The sequence below is a fragment of the Streptomyces sp. NPDC051664 genome (assembly GCF_044453545.1).
Lineage (GTDB): Bacteria > Actinomycetota > Actinomycetes > Streptomycetales > Streptomycetaceae > Streptomyces.
On the sequence record NZ_JBITCU010000052.1, the window covers coordinates 1 to 12,012 of the forward strand.

Genomic DNA, 12,012 nt, shown 5'->3' on the forward strand with positions numbered 1-12,012 from the left:
CGGAGACAGGAGCGCAGGGCCCCGGCGGTGAGCCGGGGAGCGCGCGACGAGCGGAGCGAGGAGCCTTGATGAGGTAGAGAAACCTGTAACAGCTCGGCCGCTAGAAGGCGGTCACCATGATCTTCCGACCGTCTTGGGAGTGCACATGGAGCGAGGATCCATCGAGCCATCGACCGACTCGAAGCCCTCGTCCGCAACCGGCTCAAGCGCCTGCAGTAGCTGGCACCGGCCTGACCCTCGACGATCCAGCATCAGTCCGGAGTGCAGTCGTTCGTCTGCGTAGCATGTGCCGGATGAGGACTTGGGGTCAGACCCTGACGGAGAGATACCTGGCGGTCGAACGCGTAGCGGGAGCCGGCCGGCCACGGACCCGCCTGCAGAAGTGGGTGTCTCGGCATCCCGTACGCCTTGGTGTCTACATCGCTGTTCCCGTGACCATCGGAGGCCTGTTGGTAGCCGAGAAACCCGGATCGGTGGTGGTTGTACTCATCGCCGGGCCGGTGTTCGGGGCCATTTACTCCCTGATGGCCATCATGGACCGGGTCCTTCGAAGCCGCATCAGGCGGCGTATGGGACTCGATAGCGACGACTGATTCAGACGCTGACGAGCCGAAGGCAGTAGTGATTGCCCTGGTGCCGAACTTCTCAGCCAGACGGCTGGTCGGTGGTGAGGAGCCGACTCGTGAAGCCTTCTCGACACAACCGCTCGTACGCCTCCATCACGTCATCCGGCACCGGCTGCCTGATCATGAATCCTTGGTCCGGGTAGATCAGCAATCGATGTAGTGCACCTACAAGCATGTCGATCACCAAGCGAGCGTCCCGGATGGAGTCGACGTATTCGTCGAGCGTCATCGGAGTGGACGCGCTGACGATCTCAACCTCGGGCCACGATTTACGCGCCGTGGCGTACGCCCGCCTCTCCTCGTATGGCTTGCTGATCAGGAGAGCGGACGATACATCGACCCCAGCCTCTTCGAGCAAGCTCCTGGAGAAGCGGATGTTCTCACCGGTGTTGCGAGCACGCGGCTCAACGAGCACGGCCGACGAAGGGACGCCAAGTTCAAGCGCCCGCTCTCGGTAGTGGACAGCTTCACCGCGTGGCATGCGTTCCCGCGTCGTGGGGCTAGTCGCACCGGTGAACACAAGCAGTGGAGCCATGCCGCGCTTATATAGGTCTACCGCCGTATCGGCCACACCTAGGTCATGGCTGCCTAGCCCGATGGCAACCGAGCACGGCCGGGCCGAGTGGCCCATCTGGTGGTAGTCCCACAGGCGTCGCGTGTCTGCCCATGCTTGTGCTGAGATCATTACTGCTCTTTCCTGTCCTTCGCAGAGTCTGGGACCTTGAAGTCGTATTCCCAGGCAAAGCGCGACGCTGCGTGCACGCCGATGGCGAATTCAACCACTGTGTCCGCGGCTGTGTACGTCGTCCGATGCAGCTCGACGACTGGTTCGCCTGGTGGCAGTTGCAGGAGCTTCACTTCGTCCAGTGTGGCGGCACGGGCGAAGATCTCCTCCTTCATGTGGTCGATCTCGTAACCGGCGTCGTACAGCACGCGGAATCCGCCGCCGCGACCGGCCGGCCCCGGTGTGGGGTCCACTAGCCGCGTGCCCTCAACGTGTTCGGGTCGGTAGTAGCTGGTCAGGGTGTGCGTCGGCTGCTCGCCCTCCTTCACCAGTCGCGCGCGGGCATACACCTCTGCTCCCACAGGTAGATCATGCGCGGCCGCCACCTCGGGTGGGGCTTCAACGAGACTGACTGTCTGGGTCTGCTCATTCCGGCGATAGGCACGTCCGGAGGCCACACGGTCCGCGATGAACGCCACCTCGTCGCTGTCCCGCCACTTGGCTTTGTCGTACCGGGCAATGCCGAGCCGCTTGAGCGGAACGTGTTGCCGCACGACGGTGCCATGGCCCCGCGATGAGGTGACCAGACCTTCGGCTTCAAGAGCCTTATAGGCAGCGTGGACAGTGGACTTGGAGCCCTCGCCCGCTTCGACAAGCTCTCTGATGTGCGGAAGTTGCTGGCCCGGAGCGTATTCGCCGCTCTTGATCTGTTCGGCCAGCTTGTCTGCCAGCTCTCGCCACTTGGGCGCCATGACGAACCCCTCTCGACAAGTCCAGTCAAACACAGTCCCAGGACTGTTGACAGTCCCAGGACTGCATGCCACTGTCTTTCTAGGAGCTCGCAGTCCTGGGACTGTGAAACCGGAAGGGCCTTCTTTGGGCTGCTCCGACGTCAACACAGGGAGTCAGTAATGCCGTCGTTCAAGATCGATGTCTCGACCGCTGTCGTGTTCGTGGCGACGCCCCCGACCCCGAAGCTCGTGAGTAAGCAGACCGGTGAGATCGCGATCGACCGGGAGACCGGTGCGCCGCTCTCGACGGTGGGCCTGCTGATCTCGGACGAGGGTGAGGGGAACCTGTACCAGGTGACCGTGCCCAACACCGGTATCCCCGAGGGCCTTGCTCCGGGTACGCCGGTCTCGGTGATCGGCCTCAAGGCTCGTGACTGGGAGAACACCTTCAACGGCCAGACCCGGCACGGGATCTCCTTCCGTGCGGTAGCAATCACGCCGGGAGTCTGACGTGTCGGACCTCGCCACGGTGATCGAAGCAACGGGGGCCTTAGCCGCCGCCGGCGGCCTCGGCTATGCGAAGGTACGCGCTCCTCGCGTGTTCTGGTCGCTGGTCGGCCTGCCGGTCGCCCGGGTCCGCTTCTCGATCACCTACCGGTCCACGATGGACGTGTGCGGGCTGACGGTTCAGCCGTCCCGCCTGCGGGCGTTCATGGTCCGCAACGTGGCCCGCCGCCAGGACGTGCAGCCGGTCCCGCCGAAAGTCCGCCGAGTCCGCGGCTCCTCCACCGGGATGCGGGTCACGCTCCGGCTCCCGGCCGGTCTGGAGCCTGCCGACGTGGCCGCGGCTTCGGAGCGTCTGCGGCACGCCTGGGGCGTTCACTCCGTGCACGTCAGGGAGATCAAGCCGGGTTTCGTCGAGCTGCGGATGACGGGCTACGACGTTCTGCGGCGGGTGAAGATGCCGCGCCGGCTGCCGCGCAAGCTGATGTCGGGCCCGATGGTGGTGCCGGTGGCTCTGCGGGAGGACGGCAGCGCGTTCGTCCGCGACTACCAGAAGATCCCGCACGCCCTGACGCTCGGGGCGAATCAGTCGGGCAAGTCGATGTATCAGCGCAACCTCATCGCCGGGCTGGCGAAACTGCCGGTCGGCCTGGTGGGCATCGACTGCAAGCGCGGCGTGGAACAGCGCGGATACGCGCCTCGGCTCTCCGCTCTCGCGGTCACCCCGGATGAAGCATCCCGCCTGCTGGAAGCGCTAGTCGGTGAGATGGAAGCCCGCTTCGACCTGCTGAGCGAACACGGCGCCACGGACCTGTGGAACCTGCCCGCGAAGGTCCGTCCGGTGCCGCTCGTGGTCCTGGTGGACGAGGTAGCGGAACTGTTCCTCACCGCCGCGAAGAAGGACGAGGAACGCCGCGACCGCATGGTGACGCACATGATCCGCCTGGCACAGATGGCCCGCGCGATCGGCATCTACCTGGAAGTCTGCGGACAGCGCTTCGGCTCCGACCTCGGCAAGGGCGCCACCATGCTCCGCGCTCAGCTCACCGGCCGTGTCGTGCACCGCGTCAACGACAAGCAGACCGCAGACATGGGCCTGGGCGACATCGCCCCCGAAGCGGTCTTCGCCGCCACCACCATCGCGCCGGACCGCCCCGGTGTGGCCGTAGCCGGCGACTCCTCCGGCGGCTGGTCTCGCATCCGCACCCCGGAAATGCCCCCGGTCCAGGCCGTGGCCGTCTGTCGCGAGTACGCGCACCTGACCCCACACATTCCGGCCCTGGCACCGTTCCGGCCGCTCGTTCCCGCCGACCCTGCCCCGGCCGCAACTGGGCCGCTGGTCAAGCCGGTTCCGGTCACCGAGTAACACCCGCCCCACCCTCCGGTCGGCGTGACCGCCTCGCGCCAGGTCCCTACCCCGCCCATGCCCGGAACCGAAAGGACGCACCGCCATGGCCACCAAGAGGACCACCCGAGGAAGGCTTCGGCACCGGATGAGCCGGTGAAGTGCCGGCCCTGCGGGGGCACTGGCACCGTCGCCGCCACGGTCCGTGTCGGCCGCAAGCGTCGCCCGGTCGGACAGCAGGACGGCCTCTGCCTGAACTGCTTCGGCACCGGCACCGATCCCGAGTCCTGACCCCTCGCCCCGGCGCCGGGCGGTCGACCAAAGCATCCCGCCCGGCACCGGCCCACCCCACGAAAGGGAGGTGATCCCGATGTCCCGCACCATCCGCCTCGACGCCGTACTGATCCAGGCAGTCATCGCCGGCGCACTGTCCTTCTCCCACCTGCACGACCTGGCAGAAGCAGCCGGACAGGACGGCTGGAAGGCATGGGCCTACCCGATCAGCGTGGATCTGCTGCTCGTCGCCGCCTGGCGCCGCATGCGCACCCACGCGGACAACCGCGCCGCCTGGAGCTGGTTCGTGATCGCCCTGGCCGCGTCCCTCGGCGCGAACATCGCCACCGCCGGACTCCTCGACCTGGGCAACGTGCCGGCCTGGCTGCGCATCCTCGTCGCCGGCTGGCCCGCCCTCGCCTTCCTCGGCGGAACCCTCCTCGCCCACACCCCGACCGCCGCGCCGGCCGAACCCGAACCAGCCCCGGCCCCTGTGCCGCTGGCTGATCCGACACCCGAACCGGCCCCGGACGTCACGGTGGAGCGCGCCCCCGAGCCCGCCCCGGAACTACCGCCCGCCCCGGCCGTGGCCGTCCCTCCGGCCTTGCTCGATCACGCCCGCAAGGTCGCCGACACCCACCACGCCACCACCGGCGCCCGGATCGACTCGGCCACCCTGCGCACCCGGCTCGGGGTTCCCGGTCCGCTCGCCGACGCCATCGCCGCCCAACTCGCCTGAGCAGAAAGGAAGGTCATCGAATGCCGCGTCCGAACCGCTTCACCGACGTGATCCGCATCGGTCCCGTGCAGGTCGGCACGCACTACGACGGCCGGGGCCGCACCAAGCACACCGCCGCCTGTACCGCCCCGGGCTGCAATTTCTCCACGGACTACCTCAACCGGTCCGCCGCCGAACTCGCCGCCCGCACCCACCGCTGCAACCCCTGAGAGGAGAACCGCCCATGTTCACCCCCAAGTACCCGACCCCGGACACCGCCCCCATCGCAGGCACGTCCCTCGTGCTACCGCCCGCCGCCCTCGCACACCCGCCGGCCTGCGACTGCAACCACACGCCCGTCCCCGCTGCCGCCTCGGCTCCAGCGTCCGTACCGGCGCCTCGGTCCGCGGTGCAGCTGACCCCTGGCGCCCTGGTCGTCGCTGTCGCCGGTGGTACCGCTGTGGTCCTCGTCGTCGGTGCGGTCCTGGTTTCGATGCTCCTCGCGGTCGCCATCACCGGCGTCTCCGTCGCAATCTGCGCCGTCGTCCTGCGCTCGCTCCTCAACAGCCAGAACAACCAGCGCTAACAGCCCCCGGGGCGGCCTCGGTCGCCAAACTTCCGCCGCCCCGGGCGCCTCAACACCTTCCAGATCAAGCAGACCCGAAAGGGAGACCCCATCATGCCCCAGCACACCCCGAACCGGCCGATCTGCGCCCACTGCGACGGCTTCCCCCAGGTCGCCATCACCACCGGCCAGACCACCCCCGACGGACAGCACCGCACCATCACCGCCGCCTGCCCGGCCTGCCGCGGCACCGGCCGCACCATCCCCGTCCGCGCCTACGCCCGCGTCGGGAGGTGACCGCCGTGGCCCTCCTGAACTGGAGCTCGCCCAAGCACTTCGACCCCACGGGCGACAAGCCCTGCGTGCTGTGCGACAAGCCCACCCCGCTCCGCTCCGACCGCGGCAAGCCCGTCCACAAGGTCTGCGCCGAAGAGTGGATCGACAACCACCCGCCCAAGGAGAACGACCAGTGACCGACCCCGCCACCGCGGCGGGCCTGGACCCGATCACCCTGGGCGACCTGCTCCGGGTGGCCGGGTCCACCGGCTTCGACCGCTGGGAAGACCAGATCCGCCGCACCGGAGGATGCGCCCAACCCATCCACCTCACCGGCGCCACCAAGACCATCGACCGGGCAACCGGCACGGTCCTGCACCACTACAGCACCGACACCGAGCCCGGCGGCCGGTTACGGATCGCCTGCGGCAACCGGCGGGCCTCCCGCTGCCCCGCCTGCGCCTGGACCTACGCCGGGGACACCTACCACCTCATCCGTGCTGGCCTCACCGGCGACCCCGACAAGGGCACCCCGCACACCATCCGCGATCACCCCCGCGTCTTCGCGACCCTCACCGCCCCGTCCTTCGGCCCCGTCCACAACCGCCCCGGCAACCGGCCCTGCCGCTGCGGCACACACCACCCCGACAACGCACCCGAACTCGGCACCCCGCTCGACCCCGCCACCTACGACTACGCGGGCGCGGTCCTGTGGAACAACCACGCCTCCGACCTGTGGCGCTACTTCACGATCTACCTGCGCCGAGAGATCGCCCGCCGGGCCGGCCTCACCCAGAAAGCGGCCCGCGAGCAGTCCCGCCTGTCCTTCGGCAAGGTCGCCGAGTACCAAAAGCGCGGGGCGGTCCACTTCCACGCCGTGATCCGCTTCGACGGACCGGGCGGTCCCGACTCTCCGCCCCCGGCCTGGGCCACCCTCGATCTACTCGACGACGCCATCCGCGCGGCTGCCGCCCGGGTCGAAGTCGTCGTGCCGGCGAACGAAGACGCTGGGTTCGTCAATGACTGGGTGTTGCGCTGGGGCACACAGCTCGACGTCCAGCCCATCGGAGCCTTCGGGAACGGCGAAGACCTCACCGAACAAGCAGTCGCCTCCTACGTCGCCAAGTACGCCACCAAAGCAGCCGAGACCACCGGCACCGTCGACCACCGCATCGGCAACAAAGAAGCCCTGATCCTGCTCGACGTGCCCGAACACCCTCGGCGCCTGATCGAAGCCTGCCTCGACCTTCACCATGCCTACCCCGATCGCAAGCTCCGGGACTGGGCCCACATGCTCGGCTTCCGCGGCCACTTCTCCACCAAATCCCGCCGCTACTCCACCACCCTCGGTGCCCTCCGCCAGGTCCGCGCCGACTACCGCGCCCACCAGCAACGCGCCGCCCTCGGCCTGCCCGACCCCGACGACCACCCAGAAGCAACCACGCTCACCCTCGCCCACTGGACCTACGCCGGCCACGGCCACACCCCTGGCGAATCCTGGCTCGCCGCCAACATCCACCGCGACATTGCGCAGAGCCGCGAATTGGCCCGCGAGGAGCGAGCTGGAGGTGAGCTGGATGTCTCGGAGCACTGATCTTGAGGAACGACACGAAATGGCACAGGCCAAGGTCATGTCTCGCGAAGAGTGGCTTCGGAAGCACCTTCGACGTGCGCCCGCTCGGGATGAGGAGTGGGTTCGCCGTGCGCGTCTGCTTCACGGCCGACCGTAGGACTATCGCCAGACGGGATCGATCAGCGAGGGGTCGAAGATCCGCCGCCCGCGTCCCGCCGGATGGATCATCACCGCCGAGAGGCTGTGCAACACGATCTCTTGCTGACGCTCGACGGGAAGATCAAAGAACTCCGCCAACGACAGCTCCCCTGAACGAACTTGTGCCTCTGCCTGCTTTTGATCTTTGTAGAAACGTGCCCGCTCCAACTTGAGCTCGTCGCGCTCCTTTTCCTTCGTGGGGAGGAGCTGTAGCAGCGTGGACACGGTGATTTGCTTGGTCTTCTCCGCTTCGATGAGCTGGTTGATGTCGGCCTGGACTGCCTCCAACTCGGATTCCCGCGGCCACTGTTGCTGGATCGGGACGCCCAGCGTTGCCGCCTTCTCACGTTGCTCTTCGAGTACGAGTTCCGCGATCAACTTATCGACGGGCTCGCCCACCCGAGCGACCTTGCCGCACCCTCCGTTGACCACCGAGCACTGATACGTGTACTTGGTTGCCTTTGAGCCAGGCTTCCGGCGCTGGTTGATCTGGCCCCGGATCTTGGTCTTGCAGAGCCCACACCGCGCGATGCCCGAGAGCAGATACTTGCGGGCCAAGAGCTTCCCCGGGCGCTGTTTCAGCTTCCGCTCGGTGACGGCGGCACACACCGCCTCCCACTCTGCGACGGTGTTGATGGGCTCCCACTCGCCCTTGACGGGTTCCCCGTTGGCCCCGGTCAGGATCTCGCCGTGGTACGTCCGGTACCCGACCAACCGAGGGTTGGTCAGGATGTGCTCGACGTGGTGGTGTGCCATGCGCTTGGTGCCGGCGCGTGGGTTTCCGAGCCCCTGTTCCCACCAGCGCGTGCGGATAGTGCCGATGCGGACACCGGCAAGGATCTCCTGTTGCGCTTCGCGGATCGCACGCGCGGCGTCGGGGTCGACCTTCGTCCGATCGTCCTTGCGCCACCCGTACGGAGCCGGACCGCCGCTGTCCTTGCCCTGTTGGGCCAATTCCAGGTGCTTGCGCCTGATCCGGCGGGACGCGTCATGAGAGGACTTGTTGGCGAACGCGACCATGATGCGGGCCATCGTCCGGCCGTCCGGCGTCCCAAGGTTCACGTCGTTGGTGACTGTCGCAAACTCCGACTTCGGACGTTCATCGAAGATCTCGATGAGCCGTTCCAGGTCGCGCGGCTGACGGGCAAGACGGTCCAGGTCGTAGGCGACGATGCCGTCAATGAGGCCGGCGCGGAGATCCTTCAACATCAGCTCGAACTCTTCGCGCACGACGTTCCGCTTGAACGCTGAGACGTCGTTGTCCTCATAGATCTTCACGGCTTGCCACGATCGGAGATCGGCTAGGCGCTCGCAGTCCTGCTGCTGCCGGGCCACGCCCATGGCGTCGCCTTCATCGTCCCGAGAGATTCGGGTGTAGATCCCCACCTTGCGCGCCACGATGAACGGGCCTCCCCTGCTTCTCAGAGCAGAGCAAGACTACTACCGTCATTGAGTCAAGTCAGCCTGGAGTGTGGAGAAGCCTGTCGTGCGGCGCAGTGGGCAGGTTCTCGACGCCTGAGGCGGAAGCAGCAGTGAAAAGTGGATGACCCCCGGCGCCGTGGCGCCGGGGGTCATTTCTGTGGTGCGGGTGGTGGGTGCGTCAGATCGTGCCGAGTTTGATGATCGACAGAAGCGCGATCAGCTGGATCGCGGATGCGCCCAGCGCCTTCGGCCACGGCAGGTCGTGCGACTTGCTGACCATCGAGGTGAAGAGTGCGGCCGAGGCCAGCCAGGTCACCCAGCCGAGGACCTGGACCAGGGAGTTCTCGCCGCCCAGGAACAGGGCGAATATCAGACGCGGTGCGTCCGTGATCGACATGATCAGCATGGAGAGGCCGACCGTCGGCTGCCAGGCGCCGTCGCCGCCGAGCTGGCGGGCGAGGGTGTGGGTGACTGCGCCGAGGACGAGGCCGCCGATGACGAAGCCGACGCCCGTGAGGACGACGTACGGGACGGCGGCGGAGAGTGTCGCGTGGATCGCGTCGTCACGGGCCTGGTCGAAGCCGAAGAGCGCCAGCAAGCCGTAGAGGAACGTGACGATGAGCGCCGGGCCCCACACGGGGTAGTCGCGCATCTGCCAGAACGTCGGGCCGGGGCGCAGCACGATGCCGCTCAGCAGATCCTTCCAGTGCAGGCGGGGGCCTGCGGGCTGGGCGGCCTGGCCGGCGCGGTAGGTGTTGCCGTCGCCGTACGGGTCCTCGTTGATGCTGAACGCCTGTGTGTGACCCGGGTTGTTGGCGTACGGGTCGCCTCGGTGGGGGTACTGGGGCTGGTTGTACGCGTCGCCGAAGTATTCGGGCTCGCCGTGTGCGCCGCCGTAGACGCCGTTGCCCTCATGTCCGCCGGGTCGGCCGGCTGTGTACGGGGTGCCGTTGCCTCCCGTCGGCGGCCATGGCTGCTGACCGTACGGCGGCGGTGATGCCTGCGTGCCGTACGGCTGCTGCCGCGGTTGCTGTTGCCCTTGCTGCGGGGTGCGGTTGTCCCGGCCGCGTCCGATCCTGAATCCAGCCACGTAATCGAACGTACCTGGTCCGGGACAGTGAGGTGCCGGACCCGGAGGATCGGGACCGGCTTTGCGGCCGAGCTGTGACATCCCCTGAGGGTGTCCCGAGGCTGCAGTGAGGGGTGTCTACGGGGCGGTCGGGAGCACGGATCCGTGCTGGAGGGATTGACGGCCGAGGGCAGTCCGAGCGTGGCAGTGGTGGTGAGCATCGCTGCCGCCAGGACGAGGGTGCCCTTCCGCATGGTGCTCCAGAGGTGGGTGGCGACAGGGAAGGGGCCCGCACCTCGACGGTGCGGGCCCGACAACTCGAAGCGGCCGGTCAGTTGGCCGCGTTGCCGCCCAGTCCCGGGTACGCGTCGGTGGACACGCCCACCGACGTCGTCGAGAGCGAGCGCGCGCCCGTCGTGGTGATGCGGGTGCCGTTGGACGGGAGGTAGGTCAGCGCGCCGTTGCCGCTGTTCTCGCCGTATGCGCCGATCGTCAGGTCGGCCTTGCCGTCGCCGTTGACGTCGGTGAGCTTGACCTCGTTGCCGAAGTAGTCCTTCGACTCGTCCGAGCCGGGGACGCCGGCCGTGGACTGGGCGAAGAACTGACCGCCGGACTGGGTGTTGATGCCGGAGGCGGAGCCGTACAGGACCGTGACGGAGCCGGTGTCCACGGCGCTGCCCAGGTTTTCGCCCGGGGCGCCGACGACCAGGTCCTGGAAGCCGTCGCCGTTGATGTCGCCGAGGGACAGCTCGCCGCCGAAGTAGTCGCCGCGCTCGGAGCCGCCGGGGACGTTGCCGGTGTCCTGGCTGATGGCCGTGGTGGTGGCGGGGCCGCCCGCGGAGCCGTACGTGATGTTGACCTTGCCGCCGTCGACCGTACCGGGCAGCACCGGGCCGTCCTTGGGCTTGTCCCACTCCTGGCCGGTCACGATGTCGCCGAAGTTGTCCCCGTTGACGTCGCCGATGGCGGTGATGATGCCGGGCTTCAGTGCCTTCGCGGACGAGGCGTTCAGGCCGGATGCGGTGCCGGGAACGTAGTAGTTGGTGTTCCAGCCGTAGTCGGTCGTGGTCTCGTAGCCGTCGACCACGAGGTCGGTGGCGCCGTCGCCGTTCACGTCGCCCGCGGTGAGGTTGAGCGGGCCGCTGCTGCCGCCGGACTCGATCGGCGGCTTGACGGTGTACCGGCCGCCCGAGGTGCCCGTCTTGGTGATGCCGCCCTTGTAGACGTAGATCGTGCTCGCCGAGGATCCGATCGCGAGGTCGTCCTTGCCGTCGTTGTCGAAGTCGCCCGCGGCGAGCGTGCGGCCCCAATGGTCGTGCGAGGAGACGGCCGGGTCCTTGATCGTCGTGCCACCGGTGAGGCCCGAGGAGGAACCCCACAGGATCGCGACGGTGCCGCCGTCGGTGTCGCCGTCCACGTCCTCGTAGTGCGCGGAGACGGCCAGGTCGTCGAATCCGTCGGCGTTGAAGTCGCCGTAGGCGCTGACCCAGCCGAAGGCGTCGCCGGTCTCGGCGCTGCCGGGCACGCCGGTCGTGTTCTGGCTGACCGTCTTGCGGGCGGTGGACGTCACGCCGTTCGCGGAGCCGTACAGGGCGACGATCTGGCCGGCGTCCTTCTTGCCGCCGACGGTCGCCCAGCCGGCGGAGAAGGCGACGTCACCGATGTGGTCGCCGTTGAAGTCGGCCATGGGGTGGTGGACGGAGTCGGCGGCGCCGGCCACGCCCGTCGAGAGGGAGAGCAGTCCGCCCGTCAGCGCGGCCGCGGCGGCCGATGCGAGGGCGATACGCAGGTGTTTCTGCATGCGGGTTCTCCTGCAGCATGCGGGGATGCCTGGCGGGCATCCGCAGTCAATGGGGTGCGTTCCACGAGCGTTTGCCGGGAGTTGTCCCAGGTGTAGCCCTGCGGTTGGCGAACAGGAGACTCGCGGTGGGGCCGGAGGGTTGTATGGGGGTCGCAACTATTTCTGGGGCGGGAGGTGGCGGCGGGAG

General features: G+C 67.9%; 13 protein-coding genes. 8 read left to right on the forward strand and 5 right to left on the reverse strand.

Annotated features, from left to right (window positions below; all coding sequences use genetic code 11):
- Positions 1–645: 645 nt before the first annotated feature.
- Both ACIA8E_RS39375 and ACIA8E_RS39380 read right to left on the reverse strand, forming a co-directional pair.
- Positions 646–1,311 carry a YdcF family protein gene (locus ACIA8E_RS39375; RefSeq protein ID WP_399306337.1) on the reverse strand — a complete coding sequence of 222 codons (666 nt, stop codon included), beginning with the start codon at positions 1,309–1,311 and terminating at the stop codon, positions 646–648.
- Positions 1,311–2,102, reverse strand: coding sequence for a GntR family transcriptional regulator (locus tag ACIA8E_RS39380; protein WP_399306340.1), 792 nt, complete (start codon positions 2,100–2,102; stop codon positions 1,311–1,313). The genes ACIA8E_RS39375 and ACIA8E_RS39380 overlap by 1 nt, the downstream gene beginning before the upstream one ends.
- Positions 2,103–2,261: 159 nt before the next feature.
- Here ACIA8E_RS39380 and ACIA8E_RS39385 point away from each other — a divergent pair, with 159 nt between their 5' ends.
- The 8 genes from ACIA8E_RS39385 (at position 2,262) to repSA (ending at position 7,356) form a co-directional block, all read left to right on the forward strand.
- Complete coding sequence (locus tag ACIA8E_RS39385) at positions 2,262–2,591, forward strand: hypothetical protein (protein WP_399306343.1); 330 nt, start codon at positions 2,262–2,264, stop codon at positions 2,589–2,591.
- A gap of 1 nt (position 2,592) precedes the next feature.
- Positions 2,593–3,951, forward strand: a complete 1,359-nt coding sequence (locus ACIA8E_RS39390) for an FtsK/SpoIIIE domain-containing protein (protein WP_399306346.1) — start codon at positions 2,593–2,595, stop codon at positions 3,949–3,951.
- A 349-nt stretch (positions 3,952–4,300) separates the two neighbouring features.
- Positions 4,301–4,942 (forward strand): DUF2637 domain-containing protein, encoded by a 642-nt coding sequence (locus tag ACIA8E_RS39395; protein ID WP_399306348.1) that lies wholly within the window; start codon positions 4,301–4,303, stop codon positions 4,940–4,942.
- Between the two features lie 20 nt (positions 4,943–4,962).
- The gene (locus ACIA8E_RS39400; protein ID WP_326604939.1) at positions 4,963–5,151 is read left to right on the forward strand and encodes a mobile element transfer protein; all 189 of its coding nucleotides are present in this window, start codon (positions 4,963–4,965) and stop codon (positions 5,149–5,151) included.
- 14 nt (positions 5,152–5,165) lie between these two features.
- Positions 5,166–5,507 carry a SpdD protein gene (locus tag ACIA8E_RS39405; protein WP_399306352.1) on the forward strand — a complete coding sequence of 114 codons (342 nt, stop codon included), beginning with the start codon at positions 5,166–5,168 and terminating at the stop codon, positions 5,505–5,507.
- Positions 5,508–5,600: 93 nt separating this feature from the next.
- Positions 5,601–5,783 carry a hypothetical protein gene (locus ACIA8E_RS39410; protein ID WP_399306355.1) on the forward strand — a complete coding sequence of 61 codons (183 nt, stop codon included), beginning with the start codon at positions 5,601–5,603 and terminating at the stop codon, positions 5,781–5,783.
- 5 nt (positions 5,784–5,788) lie between these two features.
- Positions 5,789–5,959, forward strand: a complete 171-nt coding sequence (locus tag ACIA8E_RS39415) for a hypothetical protein (protein WP_326604942.1) — start codon at positions 5,789–5,791, stop codon at positions 5,957–5,959.
- Positions 5,956–7,356: a replication initiator protein RepSA gene (gene repSA, locus ACIA8E_RS39420; protein ID WP_399306358.1), complete on the forward strand. Its 1,401-nt coding sequence runs from the start codon at positions 5,956–5,958 to the stop codon at positions 7,354–7,356. The genes ACIA8E_RS39415 and repSA overlap by 4 nt, the downstream gene beginning before the upstream one ends.
- Positions 7,357–7,494: 138 nt before the next feature.
- On the opposite strand, the gene ACIA8E_RS39425 is transcribed toward repSA, so the two are convergent.
- The 3 genes from ACIA8E_RS39425 to ACIA8E_RS39435 form a co-directional block, all read right to left on the reverse strand.
- Entirely contained in the window at positions 7,495–8,931 is a 1,437-nt protein-coding gene (locus ACIA8E_RS39425; protein ID WP_326604944.1) for a recombinase family protein, read from the reverse strand.
- 202 nt (positions 8,932–9,133) lie between these two features.
- Positions 9,134–10,045, reverse strand: a complete 912-nt coding sequence (locus ACIA8E_RS39430; protein ID WP_399306360.1) for a Yip1 family protein — start codon at positions 10,043–10,045, stop codon at positions 9,134–9,136.
- Positions 10,046–10,355: 310 nt separating this feature from the next.
- Complete coding sequence (locus ACIA8E_RS39435) at positions 10,356–11,825, reverse strand: VCBS repeat-containing protein (RefSeq protein ID WP_399306362.1); 1,470 nt, start codon at positions 11,823–11,825, stop codon at positions 10,356–10,358.
- Positions 11,826–12,012 lie beyond the last annotated feature (187 nt).

What these genes read in the sequence shown, in the direction of transcription:
- ACIA8E_RS39375 (WP_399306337.1), bottom strand. Translation starts at nt 1,311, where the DNA reads ATGATCTCAGCACAAGCATGGGCAGACACGCGACGCCTGTGGGACTAC.
- ACIA8E_RS39380 (WP_399306340.1), bottom strand. Translation starts at nt 2,102, where the DNA reads ATGGCGCCCAAGTGGCGAGAGCTGGCAGACAAGCTGGCCGAACAGATC.
- ACIA8E_RS39385 (WP_399306343.1), top strand. Translation starts at nt 2,262, where the DNA reads ATGCCGTCGTTCAAGATCGATGTCTCGACCGCTGTCGTGTTCGTGGCG.
- ACIA8E_RS39395 (WP_399306348.1), top strand. Translation starts at nt 4,301, where the DNA reads ATGTCCCGCACCATCCGCCTCGACGCCGTACTGATCCAGGCAGTCATC.
- ACIA8E_RS39400 (WP_326604939.1), top strand. Translation starts at nt 4,963, where the DNA reads ATGCCGCGTCCGAACCGCTTCACCGACGTGATCCGCATCGGTCCCGTG.
- ACIA8E_RS39405 (WP_399306352.1), top strand. Translation starts at nt 5,166, where the DNA reads ATGTTCACCCCCAAGTACCCGACCCCGGACACCGCCCCCATCGCAGGC.
- ACIA8E_RS39410 (WP_399306355.1), top strand. Translation starts at nt 5,601, where the DNA reads ATGCCCCAGCACACCCCGAACCGGCCGATCTGCGCCCACTGCGACGGC.
- ACIA8E_RS39435 (WP_399306362.1), bottom strand. Translation starts at nt 11,825, where the DNA reads ATGCAGAAACACCTGCGTATCGCCCTCGCATCGGCCGCCGCGGCCGCG.